The organism is Synechococcus sp. BMK-MC-1 (assembly GCF_014279955.1).
Classification (GTDB): Bacteria; Cyanobacteriota; Cyanobacteriia; order PCC-6307; family Cyanobiaceae; genus Synechococcus_C.
The window spans coordinates 1,761,628-1,786,468 of sequence record NZ_CP047939.1 but is presented as its reverse complement, the minus strand read 5'-3'; the positions used below and the strand labels follow the sequence as shown (position 1 = coordinate 1,786,468).

Below are 24,841 nucleotides of genomic sequence, written 5' to 3'. Positions count from 1 at the left end.
AATCATGGAAGCTCTGGTTGGTTTGCCCGCTCTCGTTTTGTTGGCGCTCCTCGGCGCCGGCAGCGTCAAGGTGACCAGCGGCGGGCGATCCAGGTTGGTGGAGCGCCTCGGGAAATATGACCGTGAGCTCCAGCCCGGGCTGTCGATTGTGCTTCCTGTAGTGGAGAAAGTTGTGAGTCACGAATCCCTGAAGGAACGGGTGCTCGACATTCCTCCCCAGCTCTGCATCACGCGAGACAACGTCTCCATCGAGGTGGACGCTGTGGTGTATTGGCAGCTTCTGGAACACTCCCAGGCCTATTACGCCGTTGACAATCTCCAGGCGGCCATGGTGAATCTTGTGCTGACCCAGATCCGTGCGGAAATGGGCAAACTCGATCTCGATCAGACCTTCACCACGCGCAGTGAGGTGAATGAATTACTTCTCAGAGAACTGGATGAGGCCACCGATCCATGGGGCGTGAAAGTAACCCGGGTGGAGATGCGCGACATCAATCCCTCCCCTGGGGTGAAGCAGGCGATGGAGGCACAGATGACGGCAGAACGGGAAAAACGGGCAGCGATTCTGCGATCGGAGGGAGAAAAGGAAGCGCAGCTCAACGAAGCGCGGGGACGGGCTGAGGCCCTTGTGCTCGATGCGCGAGCCCAGAAGGAGGCTCTCTTGCTTGAAGCAGAAGCCCAGGCCAAGCAGCAGAGCGTGCTGGCGGAAGCGAAATCCCAGGCCGCTCTGGTTGTAGCCAAAGCCCTTTCAGAGAGTCCGCAAACAGAGGAAGCGATCCGTTTGATGCTTGCTGAGAACTGGATGGAGATGGGTCAGCGGATGGCTGATTCTCCCGCTGGCAGCGTGTTGATGGTCGATCCCCAGTCCCCAGCATCGTTGCTGGCGGCCTTGAAGCAATTTCAACAGGGAGATCGTTAAGCCGCTGCGATCAGGGCCCGCAGGCCCTCCAGATACAGAATTCCGGTGCACGACAGGGCCCCGGCCCAGCAGAGACCTCTCAGAGGCGGCACGTTGGCGATGTAAGCCGGCAGATACACCAGCCTGAGCACGGGTTGAAGCAGGGCCGCTGGCAGCGCAAGACCGCCCAGGGGGCCCATTTGCAGCACAGCAATCAGGGCCAGTAGTGCGGCGGGGGCGTGCAGGGTGAAGGCTTCGAAGCTGTTCTGATGCGCCCAGCTGGCCCGCTGTCCCCACGCGGGAAGGCGCTCGAACATCGCGCGGGGTGCCTTCATGTCACTCATGGTGAAATTGGCTTGGGAGCGAGCCGCGCCGAGGGGCACGATGCTGGCGATCACCACGCCGCCCGACAGCACCAGCGACCAGGCATAGGGGGCGGCGGGTGTTTGGGTCAGTAGATCCATCAAGTTCACAATGAACAGCGCGATGGCTATGACGATAGGAATCGCTGGAATCGTCATGCGCCGTGCCCTGCTCCTTCCAGGCGTTGTCGCCTTGGGCGTTGTCGCCACAGCGATGCCTGCCGTCGCTGACGTCACTGTCTTTCGTCTCACCGGAGAGCAAGGCAATGGCTTGTTGCCAGGCAATGGAGAGTCCGGCAAGGGCTTTGCAGACAAAAAGGATTCATCGGCAACCGGTGGGCTGATTGATCCCAAAAGTCTTTATTACGACGCCAAGACCCGCACGCTGCACTTCGATTTCGCGTTTCAGGATCTTTCCAGTGGCGGTCTGTTTCTCCCCGCTGTGCATGGGGGGATTCACATCCATGGCCCCACACCCCAAGGCAAGCCTGGCGCCAATGTGGGCGTGCTTTACAAGCTCAACACAACAGATCAGTTTCAACCCACCCTCAAACTCAGCCGCGGTCCCCTGCCTGAAGGGGTTCGCGCTGGTCGCCTCACAGGATCCGTGCAGATCGAGTCCAAGGATCTCAAGGCTTTGTTGGGATCCCAGACCTATATCAATATCCACTCCAAGAAATATCCCAATGGAGAAATCAGAGGAACGTTGGTGCCCCAGCGCTAGGGTGGTCGAAGTGAAGATCTGAACGATGGCAACGTATTCCTTCGACGTCGTCTCTGATTTTGATCGTCAAGAGTTGGTCAACACTCTCGACCAGGTGCGACGGGATGTTGGCCAGCGTTACGACCTGAAAGATTCCAATACTGAGATTGAGCTGGAGGAGGCAGCGGTCGTGATTACAACGGCCAGTGATATGACGTTGCAGGCTGTTGAAGATGTTCTTCGCGCGAAGGCAACCAAGCGCAATCTGTCGTTGAAAATTTTTGATTTTCAAACGCCTGAGGCTGTAGGAGGTAACCGCGTGAAGCAGGTGGTGCAGTTGAAAAAAGGTCTTAGTCAGGAGCTGGCGAAGAAAATGAGCAAGATCGTGCGTGATGAACTGAAAAAGGTCACCGTTGCGATCCAGGGCGAGAGCCTCCGGGTGACCGGCAAGAGTAAGGATGATCTTCAGCAGGTGATTCAGTTATTGCGTTCGAAGGAGGATGAGCTGGATGTGCCTCTTCAGTTTGAGAACTATCGCTGACTTAGAGATTCAGATTCAACTGAACGCCTCCGGCCCAAATGCCTTGAACCTGGCCTTCACCGCCGGGATTGATGATCCACTGCATGACCGGTTGCAATTGCACTGTTTCAGACACATGGATTGAATAATTGAGTTCAATCACGCCTTCGTAGGTCGCGCCTGGGGACAGGGTCGGGCTGAAACTCGTGCGGCTGACCCCAAGAGCGAGAACATCGAGTGGACGGTTGGGCAGAACCCCTTGAGACTGCCAACCCCCTCCCAGAAAGGTTGGAAACGGGTTGTTGTCGGGATCGAGGCTGAGGCTTCCCGCAGCCCAGATTCGGTTGTCCATTCCCAGAGGAACGTGCAAGGGCCAGGTGAGTGAGCCGTAAATCCCACGATTCAGGCCTGACCCCATCCCTGGCGTCTGCGCCGATGGAAGCTTGGTGGAAGCGAGATAGCTTCCGAGTTGCGCCTCCGGTGAAGGCAGCATGCGCTCCACGGTGACGTGACTGTTGTTGAGGCGAATCGGTTCAAGAAGATCCTGGCGTGACCTCAGTGGATTGATGCTCCACTGCAGCGCCTGGACGCCTCCTTGCACCTGCGGCTGCTCAGGGTTCACGCCCAGGCTGGCAGCGATCGATGTTTCCGGATCGAGATGGAAATATCCATAGGCCAGGGAGCCCATCGTTTCTGAGTGGGCCGCCACTTTCACCCCAGGGGTGACGAAGGGATTGATCGGTAGACCCACCACCAGCAGGTTGAGGGTGTTGTTGAGGGTTGAGTTGATATAGGAATTCATCGCCGGTGTGACCAGAAAGTCTGGATCCATCGACAGCAAACCTGCCGATGCGCTCCACCAGCTTTCGCCGCGATTGCGCTCCACACTGGCGGCCGTGATCCAGGTTCCGACCGGGTTCACCAAGGTTTGCAGCGGGAATGCTGAGCCGAGCTCCTTGTTGAGGTTGGGGTTTCCTGCCTGATGGGTGAGTTCAAGATTCACCTGCCAGTGATCGAGCTCCTTCCAGTTTTTTTCTGGCTTGTTGAGGCCGCTGCCCAGGCTCAGTCCCACCACCGTGTTCTGAAACCAGCTGCTCGCCGATGGATTGAGGCCCCCTTGGATGCCTCCCATCGGTTCAGAGGTGAACTGAATGCTGAAGTCAACCCAATCTGGGAGCCTAAGTAACGGTTGCAGGAGGCCCGCTTCAACAGGTGCACCGAGCACCCCCAACACAATGGAAGTGCTGATGCCCTTGATCGCAGACCTCACCGGATTCAGGCGATGTCAGCGAAGGATTCGCGGAACGCCTGAAGCGTGGCTTCGATATCGCCATCGGAATGCGCCAGGGAGGTGAACCCTGCTTCGAACGCTGAAGGGGCCAGATAGACACCCCGCTGCAACATCGCTCGATGCAGTTTCCCGAAGCGCTCGGCGTCGGTGGCTTTTGCTTCTTCGAAATTGCGAACCGGACCTTCACAAAGGAAGAAACCGAACATGGCGCTGACACTGCCACCGGTGATCGGCAGGCCGGCGGCTGACGCAGCGTCCTTGATCCCCGCGATCAGTTTCTCAGTGGTGGCCGTCAGCTTTTCGTACGTGCCTGGCTGACGGAGTAGTTCCAGCGTCTTGATACCAGCAGTCATCGCCAGGGGGTTGCCGCTGAGGGTGCCCGCCTGATACATCGGGCCAGCAGGGGCCACCATCTCCATGATGTCGCGGCGTCCGCCGTAGGCACCCACCGGCAGTCCGCCACCGATCACCTTGCCCATGGTGGTGAGGTCGGGAGTGACGCCAAAGTGCGCCTGGGCTCCTCCGTAACTGATCCGGAAACCGGTCATCACCTCGTCGAAGACCAGCAGCGCTCCATGCTCCTTCGTGAGCTCCCTCAGACCTTCGAGAAAGCCTGGCTCCGGTTGGATGAATCCGGCGTTGCCCACGATGGGCTCAAGGATCACGCCCGAAATGGCGGCTGGATTTTCAGCGAAGAGTTGCTTGACCGCCTCCAGGTCGTTGTAGGGGGCGGTGAGGGTGTTGGCTGTGGTGCTCCGAGGAACCCCGGGAGAGTCGGGGAGACCAAGGGTGGCCACTCCAGATCCAGCCTTCACGAGGAACATGTCGGCGTGGCCGTGATAGCAGCCCTCGAATTTGATCACCTTGTCGCGGCCGGTAAAGGCCCGCATCAGGCGCAGCACGGCCATGCAGGCCTCGGTGCCGCTGTTCACGAAACGCACCATCTCCACGCTGGGGACAGCGTCGATCACCATCTCCGCCAGGGTGTTTTCCAGGGCACAGGGAGCGCCGAAGCTCGTGCCTTTCTCAATCGCTTCCTGGAGAGCGCTGATCACCTCGGGGTGGGCATGGCCGCAGATCGCAGGCCCCCAACTGCCGATGTAATCGATGTATTTGTTCCCATCCACGTCCCATGCGTAGGGACCTTTGACCCGCTCGAAAACGAGGGGTTGGCCTCCCACCGAGCGGAATGCCCTCACCGGAGAGCTCACGCCACCGGGCATCAGCGCCTGCGCGGCACTGAACAACTCCTGGGAGCGGGTGGTGTTGAGGGTGGGTGCAGTCACGGGGGCGGTAGCCAATGGGCCGATGCAAACCGTGCAACATCCTGACCCAGGAACGGCCCAAATCGCTGGAACTGTGTCAGAAGCCTGGATTTGACATGTTTGCTTATTAGGTTGTTGGCGTCTTGCAAACCGGGAGTGATTCACGACTGGGCCGCGCTTGAGCGAGATCTGAAGCGGTTTTTGGAGCCCAAAGCTGTGGTCTCCCGCCGGGAAGAACTGCTCGTTTACGACTGCGACGGGCTCACCATGGATCGCCACGCGCCTCCCCTGGCGGTGCTCCCGAAAAGCACAGACGAGGTGGCGGCCATCGTTGCGGCCTGTCATCGCCATGGCATCCCCTTTGTGGCCAGGGGCAGTGGAACCGGGCTGTCTGGAGGCGCTCTGGTGGAAGAGGAGGCGCTCCTGATTGTGACCAGCCGGATGCGCAGGATTCTCGCTGTCGACCTCAGCAACCAAACGATCACCGTGGAACCCGGTGTGATCAATAGCTGGGTGACCCGTGCTGTGGCCGGTGATGGTTTCTATTACGCGCCCGATCCCTCCAGTCAGGTGGTTTGCAGCATCGGTGGGAACGTTGCCGAGAATTCCGGCGGCGTGCACTGCCTCAAATACGGAGTCACGAGCAATCACGTTCTGTCGATGCGGGTGGTGTTGCCTGATGGTCAGGTCACGGAGCTCGGTGGAGCGCTTTCAGAGACCTGTGCCATCGACTTGCGCGGGGCGTTCATCGGCAGCGAAGGCACGCTGGGAATCGCCACGGAGATCACCCTGCGCTTGTTGCCAGCGCCCCAGGAGGTGGCTGTGCTTCTGGCCGACTTCCCTTCCATGGAGCCCGCCGGTGAGGCCGTACGGCGCATCACGGCCGCCGGAGTGCTGCCCGCTGGTTTGGAGATCATGGACCACACCTGCATCGCAGCGGTCAATGCCGCCTTCGCGGAGGAGGAATATCCCCCGGAAGCCGGAGCTGTTCTTCTCGTTGAGCTGGATGGCCAGTCCCTCGAGGTGAAGGATGCTGTGGCCCTGGCCATCACTCTTTGCCGCGAAGCAGGAGCAGGGGAGGTGCGCGAGGCTTGGGATGAGGCTGAACGGGCCAGGCTCTGGAAGGGCCGTAAAAGCGCGATTTCAGCTCTCGGGCGCCAGTGCCCCAGTTACTACCTGCAGGATGGCGTTGTTCCTCGAACAGCCCTCCCGTCCGTTCTGGCGGCGATCGACCGCCTCAGCGTTGAGCACGGTCTGGTGGTGGCCAACGTGTTTCATGCCGGTGATGGCAACCTTCACCCCCTGATCCTGTACCGGGCTTCAGACCCTGGTGTGAACGAGAAGGTGAAGACCCTTGGTGCCGCGATCATGGAGCTCTGCCTTGCCGCAGGCGGAAGCATCAGCGGAGAACACGGCGTGGGCAGCGACAAGCGCTGCTTCCTCGATCGCATGTTCAGCGAAGACGATCTCTCCACGATGAAACGGGTGCGTTTGGCGTTTGACCCCGACGGCTTGGCCAACCCCGGCAAGATCTTTCCCACGCCGAAAAGCTGTGGCGAATCGCAGCGGCGCGTTGTCGCCCTGGAACGCTCCGGTCGCCGGTTACCCGACGGGGCCGGCGTTTTTTAATCGTTTTCAGGGTCCTCGTCGTCCTCGTCGAAGTCCCAAGCCAGATCCACCACCACCGGCGCATGGTCGCTGGGTTGCTCCCTGCCCCGCTCCTCTTTGTCGATGCTGCAGCTGCGCGCAAGCTCCTGAAGATCGCTGCTGAGGTAGATGTGATCGATCCGCCAGCCGCTGTCGCGGTTCCAGGCTCCGCTGCGGTAGTCCCACCAGCTCCAATGTCCGCTGCCCGGTTCGAAGAGGCGGAAGGCATCGCCCAGATTGGAGCCGAGCACCTGAACCAAAGCCTTCCGTTCCGCCTCCGAGGCCATGATCCCTCCGGTGAGGCGTTCGGGGTCGTGGAGATCTCTTGCCTCCGGTCCGATGTTGAAGTCACCCACCACACAGAGTGGTTCATCCCTGGTTTCCGCAGCGCGCAGATAGCGCTCAAGGCAGCCCATCCAGTTCAGTTTGTAGCTGAACTTCTCCGAATCCAGGCTGGAACCATTCGGCACGTAGAGATTCACGACGCGGATGCCGTCCACCAGGGCGCTGATCACGCGCTTTTGCGTGCCGAGTGCTTCGGCATCCGCGTCGCCGGGCAATTCGCCCGTAAAGCCAAGGCGCACATCCTCGAGGGGCTGGCGGCTGATCAAGGCAACGCCGTTGTAGGACTTCTGCCCGTGGATGCTGAGGTGATATCCCCTCTCCTGGAAGGGCTTCAGCGGAAACAGAGGATCGTCAACCTTGGTTTCCTGAAGGGCGAGCACATCGATGGTGTTCCGATCCAACCAGCCGAGAACATGCTCCAGACGGGTCCGCACCGAATTGACGTTCCAGCTGGCGATCCGCACAGACCCTGTTGTTGATGGCCAACGACCCTTAGCATTACAGCCCTGGACCGGAGTCGACCCATGCCCTCCCTTCTGAATGGCGCAGTCCTGGCGGTGGCAGGTTCCGCTCTGTTGCTCGCTCCCTTGCCGGCGGCCGCGCAGACGTCTCTTTCCGAGACTGGGGCTGGTTTCAAGACGGATAACGACCGGGGCATCCTGGACACAACCTCAGGGACCAACAACGAGGGAACGGTGCTGGACGCCACCAATCCCATGCAGTTGATGCAGCGCCTCCGTCAGGCCACATCCCTCAATGACGCCACCGATCCAGTGGATGCGATCGATGCGGCCCTCAAGGCTCTTGAGCAGCCTGCTCCGTGATCGTCGAACCGCCAGCGCTTGACCTGTTGCGTGCTGCTTCCAGGGCCCAGCTCAGCCGGGTGGACGCCAACTTGCGCTGATCCAGACCGTTCTCACCTTTGAGATTTTCAGCCTGGCGAAGGAGGGTTAAGGCCTGGTCGCCCTCTCCTTGATCGCGCTTCAAAAGAGCTAAGGCCAGCAACGGTTCAGCGCGGTCGGGGTTTTCGCTGATCAACAGCGCGTAGGTGGAGCGTGCGGCACTTGGGTCTCCAGCCTGACGCTGCAGATCCGCCAGCAGGAGGCCCATGCTCAGCCGCTGCCTGGGCGTGGATTGCTGGAACACCTGGTTCACCTCAGCCACCGCCGCTGGGACCTGTTTGGAGTTCAGGGCCAGAAGGCAGCTCAGGGCGATCACATCCGGATGGTTGGGATGCAGTGCGCGCAGGCGTTGCACCGTGAGCTCTGCAGCGTTTCGATCGCCTTGGCTGAGTTGAGTTCTCGCTAGGAGAAGCGACCAGCGCAAGTCGCGGGGATGCGCGGCCACCTGTGCGCGGATCAGCGCAAGGCTTGCGCTGCTTGGCGCTGTTCTGTGCTGAGTTTTGCGATGGCTCTGGTGCGGCGTGATTCCGTGGTGCGCCACAACCCATCCGCTCAGCAAACTCAAGCCGACCCCAACCACCAGCAGAAGGGGAGTGCGGATGCGTTGGCTGCGGAGCCCTGGCACGGAAATGCGCAATCAGGGCCACAGTCTGAGGGGAATCCACGGCGCTGGCTAGAGTCGTCGCGGGCGAGTGAATGCCCTGAGGATCGATGCGCGACCATCCCATTCCCGCGGTGACTGAGCCGCTTCAGTACAGGGCCATCGGTGTGGTGCGCGGTGAGTTCCGTGCGGATTCCGACGAGAAGTCCACGCGTGGACAGCTCATTGATGCGGATGGCCAGGCCCTGGAGTGTGTGGTGCTCGGGCGGATGCTCACCTTGATGCGCCGTCATCTGGACATGAGCCAGCCCCACCTGTGGGTGGTGTATCCCCGCTGCCGAGACGAGGAGCATCTGCATCTTCAGATCGCTGGGATCTGGGAACCCAGCACACTGTCGCGTTCAGAGGATTCTGCAGGCAGTGTCCCCGCCGAGGACACATTGCCCGAGGGTGATGACTACTTTTCCATCCGCGGGGAACTCATCTACACCAAGAGCGAAACAGCGGATGTGGTGGTGAAGGTGCGTCAGCAACCCCGAGCCGATGGCTTCCGCCCTCTTCCTTTCAAGCTTCAGCTCAAGGGCGAGCTTGGGTTGGAGCATCTGCGCCATTTCGTCAGCCTCGACGTGCGCCGGCAGGGCCAGCTGCTTCAGATTGAATCCTCAGAAGTGATTGCGCCGATGCCCACCCGCGGAGGGAAGGGGCGAGGGGGGGCAGCCCGTCGCGGAACCTCCAGCACGCGATCGGTCAGCAGCTGATGGAATCGTCGCCTGTCTCGGCCACCGCAGCGGGTTTGGCCGTTGCTGGCTGCACAGCCTTGGCTGTGTTCGGGCCGCTCGTTGGCTTGTCCCCGGCATGGATTGCCCTTCTGATCGGCGGTGGGTTGCTGGGGCTCACGGTGGATGCGTCCCAGCTGGAAGGGATGGGCGGTCACCTGGTGGCCGAAGCGCTGCCAGGGGGGAAGGCTCGCTTGCGCCGCGTGGCACGCCATGAGGCAGGTCACTGGCTTGTGGCCCGCGAGGAGCAGATGGGTGTGAAGCGTGTCTTGGTTGGAACGCGGGCATGTCTGGAGGCCGGTTTGCGCTGCAACGGGGCCACCGAGTTCACGCTTCCAGACCAGGCACGTTTGCCTCTCGAGGAGCTGCGCCGCTGGAGTCGGGTGCTGCAGGCCGGCATGGTGGCCGAGGAGTTGTTCGAGGGGACCGCGCGAGGCGGCGAGGACGACCGGGCTTTGCTCGGGCGGATCTGGGGGCTGTCCGGGCAAGACGTGGAGACAGCTCAGCGGGAGCAACGTCGGGCGCGGCGAGAGGTGGAGCAATTTCTGCGCCGCCAACGCGATGATCTTGAGGCTGTGGCCGATCGGCTGCTGGAGGGCCTGGAACCGGAGCCAGCATGACCTCCTTGTTTGTGGACTGTCCCACCGGTCTTGCCGGAGACATGCTGCTGGCGGCTTTCCTGGATCTCGGTGTTCCTGAGGCGGTGATTCACGAGCCGTTGCGGCAGCTTGGATTCGGCCATGCCTACAGCCTCAAGGTTGAGGAGGCGTCCAGCGGCGGGCTGCGTGGTGTGCGGCTCGTTGTGAAGGGAACGGAAGCGCAACCGCCCCATCGCCATTGGTGCGAGCTGCGGGAGCGCATCAACGGCTCCTCCCTGGCTGCGCCGCTGCGCCAGCGGGTTCTTGCGGTGTTCGAAGCCCTCGCGGATGCTGAAGCTGCGGTGCATGGCACCAACCCTGAAGCGATTCATTTTCACGAAGTGGGCGCCATCGACAGCCTTGTGGATGTGGTGGGAGTGTGCGCTGCCCTGGAGCATTTGCAGGTCAGTTCCCTGCTTTGCACGCCCCCTCCTGCCGGTCGTGGCACCGTGGCCACGGCCCACGGCGTGTTGCCTGTTCCTGTTCCAGCGGTGCTGGAGTTAGCCCGGCGGCATGGGGTGACCTTGCGCTGCGGTGTGGAGTGGCCGGAGGCCGAGCTCACCACACCCACAGGGTTGGCACTCATGGCCTTGCAGGCTGATGGGTTTGGCTGGCCATCGGTGCTTGAGCCGTTCGCGACAGGGGTCGGACTGGGGCATCGCCAACTGGATCGTCCCAACCTGTTGCGTCTGATTCAGCTGCAGTCCGCTGCGCAGCCTGCGTTGGATCAACCCCAGTGGCAGGCGCTGGTGGTGCAGGAAGCATGGATTGACGATGCCTCAGCGGAAGCCATTGCCTGGTTGGTGGCCCAGCTCCGCAGTGGTGGGGCGCTGGACGTGGCCTGTGCACCCATCCAGATGAAGAAAGGCCGGGCTGGCACGGCCGTGACCGCGTTGGTGCGTGCGGAGCATGCCGAGGCGCTGCGGCAGATCTGGTGGCGGGAGAGTCCCACGCTCGGGCTGAGGGAACGGCAGCAGGGGCGATGGGTGCTTCCCCGGCGACGGGGAACCCTGGTGACGTCCTGGGGAGACCTGGCGGCCAAACAGACCCGGCGTCCGGATGGCCAGCTCGAGATCAAGCCGGAACGCGATGCTCTGCAGCAGCTGGCCGATCAAAGTGGTTTATCACCATCCCGTCTGCTCAGTCAGCTGCGGCTGGATGCCGATGGCTTTCAGCCTTGTGAGGATTGGCGATGCTGAAACTGCAACGCTTGCCAGGGCTTGTCTCCTTGCCTGGCGGTTTGAAGCTGTGGGTGACCCTGCTGACGCTTTCGTTCGTGGCGTGGGCGTTGCATGGGCATGTCGCAGGGCTGCGCAGCCTCACGATTTCAGCCCTGGGCTGGTGGTGGCTGATGCTGGCCCTCGGGCTCAGCTGGCTCAGCCTCGTGGTGAATGCCCTCAGTTGGAGAGTTCTGGTGCTCTGGCTGGGACATGGCACCGGTGCGACCCCCCTGGTGCCCCTCTATCTCAGCAGCAATCTTCTCAAGTACCTCCCCGGTGGGATCTGGCATTTCGTGAAGCGCGTGCGGGCACTGGGCCCTTCCATCGGGACGGGCCCGGCTCTGGTTTCCGTGTTGCTCGAACCCATGCTGATGGCTGTCGCCGCCCTGCTCTGGGTTCCCTTCGGAGGGTTCCAGGGGGGGCTTGCGCTCCTGGCCCCTCTGCCTGCCTTGCTTCTCCTGCCGCGCTGGCGAGAGCCGCTGTTGCGCCGCCTTGAGCGCCAGCGGCTGCGCCAACTCAATCGGGTGCAGGACGAGGCGTCAGCTCCTTTGGCAGAACCTGAGCAGTACGGAAGCGGCCGTGATGGCTACCCCTGGAGCCCCCTGCTGGCGGAGCTGCTGTTCGTGGCCTGCCGCTTTTCCGGATTTTGGGCTTGTTTGCAGGTTTTCGGCCTCCATCAAGTGCTGCCGATCACCGAGTGGTTGGCGGCCTTCGCCCTGGCCTGGACGGCCGGGCTGGTGGTGCCGGCGGCCCCGGGAGGCCTGGGCGTTTTCGAGGCCGTGCTTCTGCTCAGGCTCGGGCAGTCGGTTCCTGAGGCGCCGCTGCTGGCGGTGGCCTTGAGTTATCGCCTGGTGGCCACCCTGGCGGATGTGCTCGCTGCCGCTGGTGTGTGGGCGGACAGGGCTCTGAGCAAGCGTTGGCTGGTGACCAAGTCTTAATCGGTTCCTAGTGCCGATCTGTGGTGTCCTTCGCAAGGTGGGGACGTGGGGGGTTGGGCATGTCGAAACATTCTGTTCAAGCGCACATCGAGGACATTCCCCGCTGGGAGGACGGATCGCCACTGGCTAGTCCTCCTCTGCCTGGGATGCAATGGCTGGTCTGGTCTCTGGCCACGGCAGGGAAGTTTTTCGAGGGCATGATCGTGTTCATGCAGGGGGTGGGTTTGCCCCTGATCTCCAGGGACTTCGGCCTCAGTGATCTCGACAAAGGCTTTGTGACCGCCGCCACCTTGGCCGGCATCCTCTTCGGCGCACTGTTGCTGGGCGGACTGGCGGATCGCCTCGGGCGCAAGCCCGTGTTCATCGGGGAGATGGTGCTGCTGCTCGTGGCCTTGATCGCAGCCGCGACGGCACCGTCCAAAGAGATCCTGATCTTCAGCCTGTTTGTGATCGGCCTGGCGTTGGGCGCCGACTACCCAACAGCGCATCTTGTGATTTCAGAGAGCATCCCCTCTGCCATCCGCGGGCGGCTGGTGCTCGGTGCCTTCAGTTTTCAGGCCATCGGCGCGGTATTGGGCACGGCGATCGCGGCGATCATCCTCAGCGCGATGCCCAGCGTGAACGACTGGAGACTGTTCTTCCTTGTTCCGATCGTTCCGGTGGCGGCGGTGGTGTGGGGACGGTTCTTTTTGCCGGAAAGCAGCCACTGGCTTGTCAGTCGTGGGTTGCCGGAGAAAGCGGAGAAACAGTTGCGCAAGTTGCTGAACCGTCAGAACCTCAGCCTCGTCAGCGTGGACCGTCTTCAGGAGGTCGCCCCGCAGCAGCGCAGTCGCGATTGGGTGAAGCTGTTCCGCGGCAAATACCTTCGCGCCACGATCCTCACGTCCATTCCCTGGTTCCTCCAAGACCTTTCCACCTATGGGATCGGCATTTTTACGCCCGTGATCATTGCCAGGGCCTTCGGGGAAATGAACCAGCCAACCACCGTGGGTGATCTGATCCAGAACGACAGGATCGGGGCCAAGGGCACGGCCTTGATCGATGTGGGCTTCCTCGTGGGGATCGCCGCCGCCATCGTTCTCGCTGACCGCTGGGGGCGTATTCCGCTTCAGATCACCGGTTTTATTGGTTGTGCGGCTGGCCACACCAACCTCACTCTCACCGTGGCTGGATTCCTGCTGTTCCAGTTCATGACCAATCTCGGCCCGAATGCCACCACCTATCTGCTGGCCGGTGAGGTGTTCCCCACCAAGATCCGCGGGCTTGGCGCCGGCTTTGCTGCGGCGTCGGGCAAGGTGGGAGCGGTGCTGACGGCGTTCTTCTTTCCCACACTGATCCAGATCTGGGGAACGGAGAAGGTGTTGGCTGTGCTGGTGATCACGTCCCTGCTGGGTGCAGTGATCACCTGGCTGTACCGCATCGAACCCAAGGGCCTGGATATGGAGAGCCTCTGAGATGGACACACCGCCGATGGCCGCTCAGGTGTTGCCCTGCCCGCTCGCCGCTGGTTGGGAGCTGCTGCGCACGATTCCTCTGCCGCGCACGGGCTCTGATGGACTGCCGATGGGGGGCTTCTCAGCGGCGGCCTATGACCAGAATGAAGATCGGCTCTGGCTTCTCAGTGATGCCCCGCGAGGACATCTGGTGCCGTTCAGCGGTTTGCGTGCCCAGGTGAGAGGGCGAGGGGCTCTGCGCGCTGGCCCCCGCTTGCTGCTCAGGGACGGCGAGGGTGCGCTGTTGCCTGAGGGGTTTGATGGTGAGGGATTGGTGCTCGCCGGAGACGGGGCCTGGATTGTCAGTGAAGGCCGCCGCACCCCGGAGCGGCGCGCGAGGCTGCAGCGTCATTCCTTGCGCAACGGTCGTCTCCTGGAGGAGCGCTCGCTTCCCGCAGCCTGGCAGGAGCGGCCTGGGCAGGGATTGAAGGCCAACAAAGGGCCTGAATCGCTCACGCGCACACCGGCCGGTGATCTGGTTCTGGCCGCAGAAGCTCCCCTGCTGCAGGACAGCGCTGTCGATGCGCAAGACCTGGTGCCCCTGGCGGTTCAGGTCAGCGGTGAGCCGCCGCGCCCCCTGGGGCGGATCGCGCTCGGTCCGGCTGGGGCCGCGGCATCCCGTTCCCTGGGGCTCACGGAGCTGCTGGCGTTGGACGCTCCTCCGGCCCTGCTGGCCCTGTTGCGCAGTTACACGCCGCCCCAGCGTTGGACTGCCCAGCTGCAGGTGCTGCCCCTGCCCGCGTCGCCTCTGAAGGCAGCGCCGCCCTTGGCTCCCGCCTACGGCTGGGATCTGCTGAAGGCCGGGTTGCCCGCGGATAACTGGGAGGGAATGGCCTGGGGGCCCCGGCTCGCGGATGACCGGGTCGTGCTTGTGCTGGTGAGTGACGACAATTTCAATCCGCTTCAGCGAAGCTGGGTGTCGCTGCTGGTGCCGCGTCGCGGCTCAGGCTGCCCGTCCGGTCGCTTTCAGTTTTGATCATGGCTCTGCGTCGCCGTTCCGTTCTTGCGTTGCTGGGTCTGGGCGCTGCCGGTGTGGTGGGAGCCCGGCCCCGGGGGCAGACCGCTGCGGCCGCCGATTCGGCGCTGCCCGCTCCTCAGGCATGGCCCTTCAAGCCCGTGCCAACCCCCCTGCCGGTGGACAGTGACGGCCTAACGGCTGCGCAGCAGCAGCAGGTGTACCGGCGCATCGCGGTGGAGGACCGCTTGGTGGTTCCCGAGGGGTATCGCGCCGATCTGATCGCCGCCTGGGGGGATCCCATGCCCCAGGGGCGCTTCGGCTTCAACAATGATTACCTCGGCTTTGTGTCCCGCGGGCCGGACGAGGCTTTGCTCACGGTGAATTTCGAATACATCAGTGCCCTGCCCTGGACCGAGGGCTTCCGGGAGGTGGTCGGCCGGCCTCTGCCCTGGACACAACTGGTTGCCGCTCTGGCCTCCCGCGATGGGGTGATCGATTGCACCGCCCTGCAGGGCAATCAACGCTTGTTGGCTCTGATTCGCTCCGTGAGTGATGAAGCCATGGCCGATCTCGGGCTGGGGGTGATCGCGATCAGCCGCAAGGGCGACGGCCAGTGGGTGCGCCGCAGTGATCCCGTGGAGCGGCGGGTGGATGGTCTGGCTGGCTTGGCTGATCCCTCCCAGCGTCTGCAAAGCACCGGGCCGGCGGCCGCGGTGTTCCGCCGCGCTGAGCGGATGGGCTACGACGACGGTCTCGGCGATCAGGTGATTGGCACCTTTGCCAACTGTGCCGGTGGCACCACGCCCTGGGGCACGGTGCTCAGTGCGGAGGAGAACTTTCAATCCCAGGTGCCGGAGCCGGTGTACGCCGATGGCAGTGCGGTGTCGCCCTCGGAGCGCCCCTTCGTTTGCCGGCAGACCCGGCTGGGGGGACTGGGCAATGTGTATGGCCTGGCGGGTAACAAGTACGGCTGGATGGTGGAGATCGACCCTGCAGCCCCGGACACCCCCGTGCGCAAACACACGGCGCTGGGGCGTTTTCGCCACGAGGCTGTGGCGCTTCGCGCCGAAGCCGGTGCTCCGCTGCGGGTGTATTCCGGTTGTGATCGTCGGGGCGGCCATCTCTACCGTTTTGTGAGCGCTGATCCCGTTGCAACCCCGCGCGATCCAGGCAATTCGCGGTTGCTCGAGAACGGTGAGCTGCAGGTGGCCCGCTTCCATGCGGATGGCACCGGTGAATGGCTGCCCCTGCGTGCGGATGCACCAGTGCAGCCGTTCCTGCCCAGCCGCTTCACCCAGGCGGGCCTGAGTTGCCCGGTGGAGCTTCCCCATTCCGATCGCCGGCGTGCCGGTGCGGAGTTCTTTCGCGAGGATGCCGCGGTGCAGGCCTACGCGAAGCGCTTCCCCACCCTGGGCAGTCTCTACGCGGGGGAGGGAGAACTCCTGCAGGGAGCGATCCTGGTGGATGCCCACCTGGCGGCCCGAGCGGCCGGGGGAACGCCCACCGCTCGCCCGGAAGACACGGAGATCGATCCCTTGACGGGTGACCTGCTGGTGGCCTTCACCTCGGGCTATCCCAGCACCACCGGTGGCCCCGATCCCGCGATCTTCCGCGGGCCCAACGGGGAAGCGATCTGGGGCCATGGCTGGGTGATGCGCCTGTCGGACGATGCGGCCCGCAGCGGCGAGGCCAGTGGTGGTGCCTTCCGTTGGCGCATGGCGGCCACGGGTGGTGAACCCTGGGCTGGTGGTTTGGGCTTCACCAATCCCGACAACCTGGCCCTGGATGGCCAAGGCAATCTCTGGATCGTGACCGATCGCTCGGCTAAATCGTCAGCGAGCGATCAGTTCGGCAACAACAGCTGCTGGTTTGTGCCTCGAAGCGGCGACAGCGAGGCCGAACAGGCCGCCTGCTTCGCGACCGGGCCGATGGAATGCGAGCTTTGCGGACTGAGCCTGGATGACCAGGAGCGGGCCCTGTTCCTCGCCATTCAGCACCCTGGTGAGGTGCACGGCGCGCGCGGGCCCAGGGATCAGGAAATGCAGGTGCACACCCTGCGAGATCGCGATGGAGGGGTGATCGAACAGTTGCGCACGGTTGCGATGGGCTCGAACTGGCCCGCCCAGGCACCCGGGCGACCGCCCCGCCCTGGGGTGGTGGCGGTGCAGCGACGCAACGGTCAGCCGCTGCTGGAGGGCTGATCTGTTTCCCGACTGAGCTTGGGAATCAACGCTGTTGACGCCAGCAGGCCCAAGGTGAGGATCATCAGGGCCGGCCAGAGGGCGGCGGCGAGGCGCTCGTCACTGGCGTACTGAAACACCCGGATGGAGAGGGTGTCGAAGTCGAACGGACGCACCGCCAGGGTGAGGGGGAGTTCCTTCACGGTGTCGACGAAAACCAGAAGGCTTCCCACGAGCAGCGGCCCGCGCAGCAGGGGCAGATGCACGCGGCGGAGCACGGCGGGCCAGCGCAGACCCAGGCCGGTGGCCGCTTCATCCAAGTTGGGCGAGAGCCGTTCCAGGGCGGCGTCCAATCCCCCTTTGCCCACAGCCAGAAAGCGATCGCTGTACCCCCAGAGCAGCAGCAGGATCGGCGAGAGTTGCCAGGGGCCGCCCAGCAGCAGCAGGGCCAGGGCCAACACGGCTCCGGGAATGGCATAGCCCATACCGGCAAGAAAGGTCACGCTTCCGAGCCAGCGGGAGCGACTCCAGCGTTTGGCAATGGCGAGCAGCAGGGCCGCCAGGCCCGTGAGCACCGCGGCGGCGAGACCCAGGGAGAGGCTGCGCGCCGTGAGCAACAGCAGTTCCGGCTTCCAGCCCGCGGCCAGTTGCCCCAGGTTGTGGCTGGCCCAGAGCAGAGGGATCCCCACGCTCAGCAGTGGCGGGATTCCCCCGAGCACCTGGGCCAGCAGGGCCCGGAGCCCCTCCAGCTGCCAGGCGGGCGATTCGCCGCCGGCCACTCCTTCCGCCCAACGGCGGCTACGCCGGCGCAAGCGCCGTTCTCCGAACACCAGCAGCATCACGATGCTGAGGGTGATCAGTGCCAGCCCCACAGCACCTGCGGGATTGCCGTCCATTTGCCAGGCCTGCAGGATTCCGGCCGAAAGACTGGGAATCCCCAACAGCTGAACGGCCCCGTAATCGTTCACCACTTCCATCCCCATCAGGGCAATGCCGGCGCCGATGGCTGGCAGGGCCATGGGCAAGGCAATGCGGCGGAAGCTGTTCCAGGGCCCGACACCGAGGCAGCGGCAGGCCTCGAGTTGCCGACGCCCGCAGATGGTGAAACTTTCGGTGCTCAGCAAGAACACATAGGGGTAGGTGCTGAGGGCCATCACGGCCACCCCCCAGCTCAAGCCATGGATGCGCAGGCCATGCAGGCTGCCCAGATCCACCAGCGTGGCGGCCAGTAAATAGGAAGGACTGGCCAGGGGCAGCAACTGGGCAATCTTCAGCCAGCGCCGACCCGGGAAGCGGCAGTTGGCCAGGAGCCAACCATTCACGGTGCCAAGCAGACCTCCGGCGATGCCAGTGCCAAGGAGAAGCACAAGGGTGCCGCGCAACTGGCTGACGCCGTCGGAGCCGAGGCTGGCGTTGCCGTTTCTGAGCCCCTGCAGGCCCTCGCCAATCAGCCCGAGCACCGGAAGCAGCGCCAGCACTGCAATCAGCAGGGCACCAGCCACCAGCAAGCGCCGGCCCGGCACCCACCGGCTGCCCCGAGGGCGGATGCCCTGGGGCAGGGGACAGGGAATGGAGGGACTGACGCTCTTCACTCCTTGATCATTGCCAACCGTTGGCACTCATCAGTTCCACAGCTTTGCCATTGAGTTCACCGAGGCGGGCGGCCGACACATCAGCCTGGCGGAAGGGTCCCCAGGCCTTGAGCACTGGATCGTCTCCCATGCCCTTGATGGGGTACTCGTGGTTGGCCGCGGCGTAGCCCCCCTGGTTTTCGCTGGCGACCAGGAAGGCCAGGAAGCGGGTGGCGGCTTTGGGGTTGCGACTGGAGCGGGTCACACCGCCACCGGTGATGTTCACGTGAACCGGCTCAGGCCAAACCACGGTCACCGCTTCGCTGAGCTTGCGGTCTGCTTCCCCTTTATCGCCAGCCTGGAGACGTCCGAGGTAGTAACTGTTGGCGAGCGCGACACCGCACTTGTTCTGGGCCACGGCCCGAATCATCGGGGTGTCACTGCTGAACACCGGTTGGGAGAGATTGGCCACCATGCCGCGGATCCACTGTGAGGTGGCCTCTTCTCCATCGCGATCGAGCATGAAGGCCACCAGCGATTGGTTGTAAACGCTGCGGCGGTTGCGCAGGCAGAGGCGACCTTTCAACCCAGGATCAGCCAGTTTCTGGTAGCGATCCACCTCCTCGGGTTGCACCGAGGCGGTGTTGATCATGGGGGTGCGCAGCCTGCGGGTGAGTCCAAACCAGCGTTGCTTGGGATCGCGCAACGCCGCGGGCACTGCCGCATCCAGTTCCTCGGAACGCACGGGTTGAAACAGATCAAGATCGGCGGCCTGATCCAGGCGTGCGGCATCAGCAAGGATCAGCACGTCGGCAGGTGAGTTGTCGCCTTCGGTGCGGAGCCGCTGAATCAGGGCGTCATCCTTGGCCTCCAGCAGCTTCACCTTGATGCCTGTTTCGGCGGTGAAGCGGTCGTAAAGCCGTTGATCGGTGTTGTAGTGACGGCCGGAATACACGCCGATTTCAGATTGCTGGCCCTGTTGGCTGCAGGAGGCCAGAAGGGTTGTCGCTGTCAGGAGCAGGGGCAGGCCAGCGGTTCGGCCGCGTTTCAAGCGCTGGGGAAACTCGCGCATCGCGTTATGACTAAATGAATTTGAGAATCATACGCAATAAGTGCGCGGTCTTTGGTTGTTGGGCTCTGGGCTCGCGCCAAGCCATAAAAAAACCCCGCTGGTGGCGGGGTTCGCTCAAGTTTGTGACGGGTGATCAGCGGTCGCTGCGGCGTACAGGGATGGGCACAAGGGTGGGCTCCATCAAGCCGCCGCCGCCGTTGTCATCGTCGGAATCAAGGAGAAGCCAGAAGGCCAGCCCAAGAGCGATCAGCAGGCTGCCCGCTGCAAGAAGTTCCACCATTCCTTCTCCATGTTGATTGTCAGCCTAATCACATTGGCTCCATTTGGTGAAATCACGCGAATCCTTGACCGGCATCCTTTGCCACGCAGGCCTGGAGTTGCTGACGCAGGGTGTCGTGGTCGAGATCACGACCAATTAAAACCAGCTGGTTTTTGCGCTCGCCAGTCCAGTCGCTGTCGTCGATGGAAAAGCGCTTGCCGGCCAGGTGGAAGACGTGCCGGCGCTCACTTTCGTTGAACCAGAGAATTCCCTTGGCCCGGAACACGCTTTCAGGAAGCTGATTGTCCAGAAAATTCTGGAACTTGCGCAAGCCAAAGGGCCCATCACTGCGGAAGGACAGGGAGGTGAAGCCTTCGATCGCGAGGTGATCAGCGGATTCATGCTCGTGACTGTGGCCATGATCATGGCTGTGCCCGTGCTCATGGTCGTGCGCATGGTCGTGAGTGTGGCTGTGCCCGTGGTCGTGACCCTCGGCAGCGCTCACGACGCGATCCGATTCGAACAGGCCCACGCTCAGGAGCAGCGGTAGGGGAACCTCCCCCTTTTGCGAGCGCAGAATCCGCGCGTCGGTTTTCACCTCTTTAAGAGTGCTCTCAATGGACGCGAGGCGCGCTTCATCCACCAGGTCGGTTTTATTGAGGAGAAGGATGTCTCCATAGATCACCTGGGAGCGCCCCACTTGGCTGGCGAGCGTTTCCTCGCCGAAGTTCTCCGCATCAATCAGCGTGATGATCGAGTCAAGGCGCGTTTGATCCCGCAGTTCGCTGCCAAGGAATGTCATGGCCACGGGGAGAGGATCGGCCAGCCCGGTGGTTTCCACCACCAGGTAATCCAGGTCTTTGGATTGCTCGAGGATGCGATCAACCGTTTCGAGCAGCTCACCATTGATCGAGCAGCAGATGCAGCCGTTGCTGAGCTCGACGATGTCGTCGCCGGTGCTCACCACCAGATCGTTGTCGATCCCGATCTCTCCGAATTCATTCACCAGAACGGCTGTCTTGAGGCCGTCCTGGTTGGTGAGGATGTGATTGAGCAACGTGGTTTTTCCAGCTCCGAGAAACCCAGTGAGAATGGTCACTGGCACGGTGCTGGCCGGCTGAGCTGTGCCTGTCATTCAGGGATCTCTGCGCTTACCACCATCGTGGCAGCTGTCAGCAAAGGGCGTCGATGGATCGGGCCAGCTGAACATCCAGATCACTCAGCCCGCCCAGGTCGTGGGTGGTGAGTTCGATCGACACCCGGTTGTAGACGTTGCTCCAGTTGGGGTGGTGCTGCATCGCCTCGGCCAGCAGGGCCACCCGCGTCATGAAGGCGAACGCTTCGCTGAAATCCTTGAATTGCCAGTTCCGCTTCAAACGCCCAGCCTCAACCTGCCAGTGAGGCAGGGTGTTGCTGAGCGTCGCGCGTTCGCTCTGCGGCAGTAGGGAGGCCATGAACTCGATCTGATCCTGATGTCACCCCTAGCGTGGCTGGGAAGGAGTGCGTTGGAACCTCGGGTGAACAACATGGTGCAGAGGTTGTTGATCGCACTGCTGATTCCAGCGGCCTTGGTGGTGGCAGCGCCCCGCGGGCAGGCTCAGAGGGTCGTGAAGCGCATCACCAGTGAGTGCCCGATGGGATACATCGATATGGGTAATGGCAAGTGCAGTGCCTTGGGGTTGATGACTTACACCCTCAGGCCGGCGATGGGGGAGGACTGTCCGGCAGGCTGGATGGATGTGGGTGGTGGCTATTGCCGCCGGGACTGATGGCTGAATGACGCGCGACGTTCCTTCCTCGGCCTGGACCTCGCTGGGTGATTACCTCCGGGAAACGCAGCTGATTGGCTCGATCCAGAGCACGCTCTACTGGGACCAGAACACACGGATGCCCAGCGGCGGTGCGGCCTGGCGCGGTGAACAACTGGCTCTTCTGGCGCGTCAATTGCACGCGCGCCAAAGCTGTGAGCGTTACGAGGCCTTGATTGGGGAGGCGCGGCAGGCCTGGCAAGCGTCGTCTGAACAGACCTCTGAGGCGGAGCGGCTTGCCCAGGCCAGGAATCTGGATCTGTTGGAGCAGGAGTTGCACAGGCAGCAGGCCCTCGATCCCGATCTGGTGTCGGCGATCGCCGTGGCCAAGTCGGAGGGTTACGAGTGCTGGCAGCAGGCCAAGGCTGCCTCAGCGTTCGACCAGTTCGCTCCTTCCCTAAAGCGCATGGTGGCTCTTCGCCAGGAGCAGGCGCGCCAGCTGGCGGAACCTCGCTCCTGCTGGGAAACCCTGGCCCAGCCCTTTGAGCCCGACCTCACCCTCGCCAGGCTGCAGGAGCTGTTCGCACCGTTGCGCCAGCGCCTGCCTGAACTGCTCGGCCAGCTGCAGGGCGGGCCGCGGCCCACCGCGTTGAGCTGGGATCTGGAGGCTGCAACCCAGCAGGATCTCTGTGATCAGTTGCTCAAGTGTTGGGGACGGGACGAATCAATCACCTGCGTGGCGGCTTCGCCCCATCCCTTTTCGATCACCCTGGGGCCACGGGACTTCCGGATCACAACCCGGGTGGTTGCCGGACAGCCCCTCTCCTGCTTTCTGGCCACCGCCCATGAGTGGGGGCATTCCCTGTATGAGCAGGGCCTGCCCCCCTCCAGCCATCAATGGTTTGCCTGGCCCCTTGGCCAGGCCACGTCGATGGCGGTGCATGAAAGCCAGTCGTTGTTCTGGGAAAACCGGGTGGCCCGCAGCCAGCCGTTTGCCGAGCACTGGTGGCCGCGTTTCGCCGCTGCGGGAGCGCCGATCGCCAACGCCATCGATCTCTGGCGCGCCATGAATCCGATGGCACCCGGCTGCAACCGGGTGGAAGCGGATGAGCTCAGCTACGGCCTGCACATCCTGATCCGCACGGATCTGGAACTGGCCTTGCTTGAGCAGGGGCTGGAGGTGGAAGCGCTTCCGAGCGAGTGGAACCGCCGTTACGGCGAACTGCTGGGGGTGACACCAGCGGACGATGCTGAAGGCTGCCTGCAGGATGTGCACTGGAGCGAGGGCTTGTTCGGCTATTTCCCGTCGTATCTGCTGGGCCATCTGATCAGTGCCCAGATCAGTGAAGCCATGGAGATGGCGGTCGGGGCACCGGAAGAGCATGTGCGCCGGGATGATCTCCAGCCTGTGCTCAGCTGGCTGCGGGAGGCGGTGCATCCAATCGGCCGGGCGCTCAACGCCGAGCAGCTGGTGGCCAGCGTCACGGGACGCCCTCTCTCGAGTGAACCGTTCCTGCGCTATCTGGAATCCAAGATCGAGCGTCTGCTGGCGTTGTCTTGATCAGCGGAACGGCTCTCTAGGATTGGGCAATTGACAAGAGCAGCCCGAGCCGGGATTCCGCCAACCGCATGACCGACGCCCCCGTCTCACGGATCCGCAACTTCTGCATCATTGCCCACATCGACCATGGCAAGTCGACCCTGGCCGATCGCTTGCTGCAAGACACCGGCACGGTGGCCAACCGGGACATGCAGGAGCAATTCCTCGACAACATGGATCTGGAGCGGGAGCGGGGGATCACGATCAAGCTCCAGGCGGCGCGCATGAACTACACGGCGGCCGACGGTGAGGAGTACGTGCTCAACCTGATCGACACTCCCGGCCACGTGGACTTCTCCTATGAGGTGAGCCGCAGCCTCCAGGCCTGTGAGGGTGCCCTGCTGGTGGTGGATGCCAGCCAGGGGGTGGAGGCTCAGACCCTGGCCAATGTGTATCTGGCGCTGGAAAACGATCTCGAGATCATTCCCGTGCTCAACAAGATCGACCTGCCAGGTGCCGACCCCGATCGGATCAAGGAAGAGGTGGAGGCGATCATCGGGCTCGACTGCAGCAAGGCCATTCCCTGTTCGGCCAAAACAGGGTTGGGAGTGCCCGAGATTCTGCAGGCGGTGGTGGACCGGGTGCCGGCGCCAAAGGATGCGGTGGAGGAACCCACCAAAGCCCTGATCTTTGACTCCTATTACGATCCCTACCGGGGCGTGATTGTGTATTTCCGGGTGATGAGCGGCCGCATCAACTGCAAAGACAAGGTGCTGTTGATGGCCAGCAAGAAAACCTATGAGCTCGATGAAATCGGGATCATGGCGCCAGACCAGAAGAAGGTGGAGGAGCTCCACGCCGGTGAAGTGGGCTACCTGGCGGCCTCGATCAAAGCCGTGGCTGATGCCCGCGTGGGCGACACGATCACCCTGCTGAATGCGCCAGCGGATGAGCCCCTGCCGGGTTACACCGAGGCCAAGCCGATGGTGTTCTGCGGCCTGTTCCCCACGGAGGCCGATCAGTATCCGGATCTGCGCGAAGCGCTCAACAAGCTGCAGCTCTCCGATGCCGCCCTGCAGTTCGAACCGGAAACCAGCAGTGCGATGGGCTTCGGCTTCCGCTGCGGCTTCCTGGGCCTGCTGCACATGGAAATCGTGCAGGAGCGCCTGGAGCGGGAGTACGACCTCGATCTGATCGTCACCGCACCGTCGGTGATTTACAAGGTGAACATGATCGATGGCACGGAAGTGATGGTGGACAACCCCGCCACCCTTCCCGATCCGCAGAAGCGTGAGTCGATTGAAGAGCCCTACGTGAAGATGGAGATCTATGCGCCGAATGATTACAACGGTGCGCTGATGGGCCTGTGCCAGGAACGGCGCGGTGAGTATCTCGACATGAAATACATCACCACCGATCGGGTGACCTTGATTTATGAATTACCACTGGCGGAAGTGGTGACCGACTTCTTCGATCAGATGAAGACGCGCACCCAGGGCTATGCATCGATGGAATACCACCTGATCGGCTATCGCAAGAACGAATTGGTGCGCCTGGATGTGCTGATCAACGGCGAGCGGGCAGACCCCCTCACCACAATCGTGCACCGCGATAAGGCTTACAACGTGGGCAAGGCCCTGGTGGAGAAACTGAAAGAGCTAATTCCCCGCCAGCAGTTCAAGATTCCCCTGCAGGCCTCGATCGGCAGCCGCATCATTGCCTCCACTAGCATCAGCGCGATCCGCAAAGACGTGCTGGCCAAGTGCTACGGCGGTGACATCTCCCGCAAGAAGAAACTGCTGAAGAAGCAGGCCAAGGGCAAGAAACGGATGAAGGCCATGGGCAAGGTGGATGTGCCCCAGGAGGCCTTCATGGCGGTGCTCAAGCTCAATGATGGAGGGGGGAGTTGAAGCA

General features: G+C 62.7%; 25 protein-coding genes. 15 read left to right on the top strand and 10 right to left on the bottom strand.

The window, feature by feature from the left end; translation table 11 throughout:
- The first annotated feature begins 4 nt into the window (after positions 1 to 4).
- Positions 5 to 919 (top strand): SPFH domain-containing protein, encoded by a 915-nt coding sequence (locus SynBMKMC1_RS09970; RefSeq protein WP_186471619.1) that lies wholly within the window; start codon positions 5 to 7, stop codon positions 917 to 919.
- Here the strand turns inward: SynBMKMC1_RS09970 and SynBMKMC1_RS09965 are convergent.
- Positions 916 to 1,362, bottom strand: a complete 447-nt coding sequence (locus tag SynBMKMC1_RS09965; RefSeq protein WP_186471618.1) for an MAPEG family protein — start codon at positions 1,360 to 1,362, stop codon at positions 916 to 918. The genes SynBMKMC1_RS09970 and SynBMKMC1_RS09965 overlap by 4 nt on opposite strands.
- A 22-nt stretch (positions 1,363 to 1,384) precedes the next feature.
- On the opposite strand from SynBMKMC1_RS09965, the gene SynBMKMC1_RS09960 reads away from it, so the two are divergent.
- Both SynBMKMC1_RS09960 and SynBMKMC1_RS09955 read left to right on the top strand, forming a co-directional pair.
- On the top strand, positions 1,385 to 1,984 hold the full coding sequence (locus SynBMKMC1_RS09960) for a CHRD domain-containing protein (RefSeq protein ID WP_186471617.1): 600 nt from the start codon (positions 1,385 to 1,387) through the stop codon (positions 1,982 to 1,984).
- A 25-nt stretch (positions 1,985 to 2,009) separates the two neighbouring features.
- Positions 2,010 to 2,504 (top strand): YajQ family cyclic di-GMP-binding protein, encoded by a 495-nt coding sequence (locus SynBMKMC1_RS09955; RefSeq protein ID WP_011933721.1) that lies wholly within the window; start codon positions 2,010 to 2,012, stop codon positions 2,502 to 2,504.
- Between the two features lies 1 nt (position 2,505).
- On the opposite strand, the gene SynBMKMC1_RS09950 is transcribed toward SynBMKMC1_RS09955, so the two are convergent.
- Entirely contained in the window at positions 2,506 to 3,615 is a 1,110-nt protein-coding gene (locus tag SynBMKMC1_RS09950; RefSeq protein WP_255486161.1) for a carbohydrate porin, read from the bottom strand.
- A 143-nt stretch (positions 3,616 to 3,758) separates the two neighbouring features.
- Positions 3,759 to 5,060 carry a glutamate-1-semialdehyde 2,1-aminomutase gene (hemL, locus tag SynBMKMC1_RS09945; protein WP_186471616.1) on the bottom strand — a complete coding sequence of 434 codons (1,302 nt, stop codon included), beginning with the start codon at positions 5,058 to 5,060 and terminating at the stop codon, positions 3,759 to 3,761.
- Positions 5,061 to 5,195: 135 nt separating this feature from the next.
- On the opposite strand from hemL, the gene SynBMKMC1_RS09940 reads away from it, so the two are divergent.
- Entirely contained in the window at positions 5,196 to 6,668 is a 1,473-nt protein-coding gene (locus SynBMKMC1_RS09940; protein WP_186471615.1) for an FAD-linked oxidase C-terminal domain-containing protein, read from the top strand.
- Here the strand turns inward: SynBMKMC1_RS09940 and xth are convergent.
- Positions 6,665 to 7,495 (bottom strand): exodeoxyribonuclease III, encoded by an 831-nt coding sequence (xth, locus tag SynBMKMC1_RS09935; protein WP_186471614.1) that lies wholly within the window; start codon positions 7,493 to 7,495, stop codon positions 6,665 to 6,667. The two genes, SynBMKMC1_RS09940 and xth, sit on opposite strands and share 4 nt — an antisense overlap.
- 60 nt (positions 7,496 to 7,555) lie before the next feature.
- Between xth and SynBMKMC1_RS09930 the strand changes: the two genes are divergently transcribed.
- The gene (locus SynBMKMC1_RS09930) at positions 7,556 to 7,855 is read left to right on the top strand and encodes a hypothetical protein (protein ID WP_011933716.1); all 300 of its coding nucleotides are present in this window, start codon (positions 7,556 to 7,558) and stop codon (positions 7,853 to 7,855) included.
- On the opposite strand, the gene SynBMKMC1_RS09925 is transcribed toward SynBMKMC1_RS09930, so the two are convergent.
- A complete protein-coding gene (locus tag SynBMKMC1_RS09925; protein WP_186471613.1) occupies positions 7,827 to 8,558 on the bottom strand; it encodes a tetratricopeptide repeat protein in 732 nt (243 codons plus the stop codon). The genes SynBMKMC1_RS09930 and SynBMKMC1_RS09925 overlap by 29 nt on opposite strands.
- 86 nt (positions 8,559 to 8,644) lie before the next feature.
- Between SynBMKMC1_RS09925 and SynBMKMC1_RS09920 the strand changes: the two genes are divergently transcribed.
- From SynBMKMC1_RS09920 to SynBMKMC1_RS09890, 7 genes are read left to right on the top strand one after another with little or no spacing between them, the layout of a single operon-like run.
- Positions 8,645 to 9,292 (top strand): hypothetical protein, encoded by a 648-nt coding sequence (locus SynBMKMC1_RS09920; RefSeq protein WP_186471612.1) that lies wholly within the window; start codon positions 8,645 to 8,647, stop codon positions 9,290 to 9,292.
- A complete protein-coding gene (locus tag SynBMKMC1_RS09915) occupies positions 9,292 to 9,930 on the top strand; it encodes a hypothetical protein (RefSeq protein ID WP_186471611.1) in 639 nt (212 codons plus the stop codon). The genes SynBMKMC1_RS09920 and SynBMKMC1_RS09915 overlap by 1 nt, the downstream gene beginning before the upstream one ends.
- The gene (gene larC, locus SynBMKMC1_RS09910) at positions 9,927 to 11,147 is read left to right on the top strand and encodes a nickel pincer cofactor biosynthesis protein LarC (protein WP_186471610.1); all 1,221 of its coding nucleotides are present in this window, start codon (positions 9,927 to 9,929) and stop codon (positions 11,145 to 11,147) included. Before SynBMKMC1_RS09915 ends, larC begins: the two co-directional genes overlap by 4 nt.
- Positions 11,141 to 12,106 carry a lysylphosphatidylglycerol synthase domain-containing protein gene (locus SynBMKMC1_RS09905; RefSeq protein WP_186471609.1) on the top strand — a complete coding sequence of 322 codons (966 nt, stop codon included), beginning with the start codon at positions 11,141 to 11,143 and terminating at the stop codon, positions 12,104 to 12,106. The genes larC and SynBMKMC1_RS09905 overlap by 7 nt, the downstream gene beginning before the upstream one ends.
- 59 nt (positions 12,107 to 12,165) lie before the next feature.
- The gene (locus tag SynBMKMC1_RS09900; RefSeq protein WP_186471608.1) at positions 12,166 to 13,560 is read left to right on the top strand and encodes an MFS transporter; all 1,395 of its coding nucleotides are present in this window, start codon (positions 12,166 to 12,168) and stop codon (positions 13,558 to 13,560) included.
- 1 nt (position 13,561) lies between these two features.
- On the top strand, positions 13,562 to 14,575 hold the full coding sequence (locus SynBMKMC1_RS09895) for an esterase-like activity of phytase family protein (RefSeq protein WP_186471607.1): 1,014 nt from the start codon (positions 13,562 to 13,564) through the stop codon (positions 14,573 to 14,575).
- Between the two features lie 2 nt (positions 14,576 to 14,577).
- Positions 14,578 to 16,758 carry a PhoX family phosphatase gene (locus SynBMKMC1_RS09890; RefSeq protein WP_186471606.1) on the top strand — a complete coding sequence of 727 codons (2,181 nt, stop codon included), beginning with the start codon at positions 14,578 to 14,580 and terminating at the stop codon, positions 16,756 to 16,758.
- On the opposite strand, the gene SynBMKMC1_RS09885 is transcribed toward SynBMKMC1_RS09890, so the two are convergent.
- From SynBMKMC1_RS09885 to SynBMKMC1_RS09865, 5 genes are all read right to left on the bottom strand, one after another.
- Positions 16,737 to 18,329 (bottom strand): ABC transporter permease, encoded by a 1,593-nt coding sequence (locus tag SynBMKMC1_RS09885; RefSeq protein WP_370593914.1) that lies wholly within the window; start codon positions 18,327 to 18,329, stop codon positions 16,737 to 16,739. The genes SynBMKMC1_RS09890 and SynBMKMC1_RS09885 overlap by 22 nt on opposite strands.
- A gap of 7 nt (positions 18,330 to 18,336) precedes the next feature.
- A complete protein-coding gene (locus SynBMKMC1_RS09880; RefSeq protein ID WP_186471605.1) occupies positions 18,337 to 19,380 on the bottom strand; it encodes an extracellular solute-binding protein in 1,044 nt (347 codons plus the stop codon).
- 133 nt (positions 19,381 to 19,513) lie between these two features.
- Complete coding sequence (locus SynBMKMC1_RS09875) at positions 19,514 to 19,660, bottom strand: hypothetical protein (protein WP_011933705.1); 147 nt, start codon at positions 19,658 to 19,660, stop codon at positions 19,514 to 19,516.
- A 52-nt stretch (positions 19,661 to 19,712) separates the two neighbouring features.
- The gene (locus SynBMKMC1_RS09870; protein WP_186471604.1) at positions 19,713 to 20,774 is read right to left on the bottom strand and encodes a GTP-binding protein; all 1,062 of its coding nucleotides are present in this window, start codon (positions 20,772 to 20,774) and stop codon (positions 19,713 to 19,715) included.
- 37 nt (positions 20,775 to 20,811) lie between these two features.
- Entirely contained in the window at positions 20,812 to 21,093 is a 282-nt protein-coding gene (locus SynBMKMC1_RS09865) for a 4a-hydroxytetrahydrobiopterin dehydratase (protein WP_186471603.1), read from the bottom strand.
- Positions 21,094 to 21,165: 72 nt separating this feature from the next.
- Here SynBMKMC1_RS09865 and SynBMKMC1_RS09860 point away from each other — a divergent pair, with 72 nt between their 5' ends.
- The 3 genes from SynBMKMC1_RS09860 (at position 21,166) to lepA (ending at position 24,837) form a co-directional block, all read left to right on the top strand.
- Positions 21,166 to 21,408, top strand: a complete 243-nt coding sequence (locus SynBMKMC1_RS09860) for a hypothetical protein (RefSeq protein ID WP_186471602.1) — start codon at positions 21,166 to 21,168, stop codon at positions 21,406 to 21,408.
- A 7-nt stretch (positions 21,409 to 21,415) separates the two neighbouring features.
- Positions 21,416 to 22,948, top strand: a complete 1,533-nt coding sequence (locus SynBMKMC1_RS09855; RefSeq protein WP_186471601.1) for a carboxypeptidase M32 — start codon at positions 21,416 to 21,418, stop codon at positions 22,946 to 22,948.
- Between the two features lie 68 nt (positions 22,949 to 23,016).
- Positions 23,017 to 24,837 (top strand): translation elongation factor 4, encoded by a 1,821-nt coding sequence (lepA, locus tag SynBMKMC1_RS09850; protein WP_186471600.1) that lies wholly within the window; start codon positions 23,017 to 23,019, stop codon positions 24,835 to 24,837.
- Positions 24,838 to 24,841: the final 4 nt, after the last annotated feature.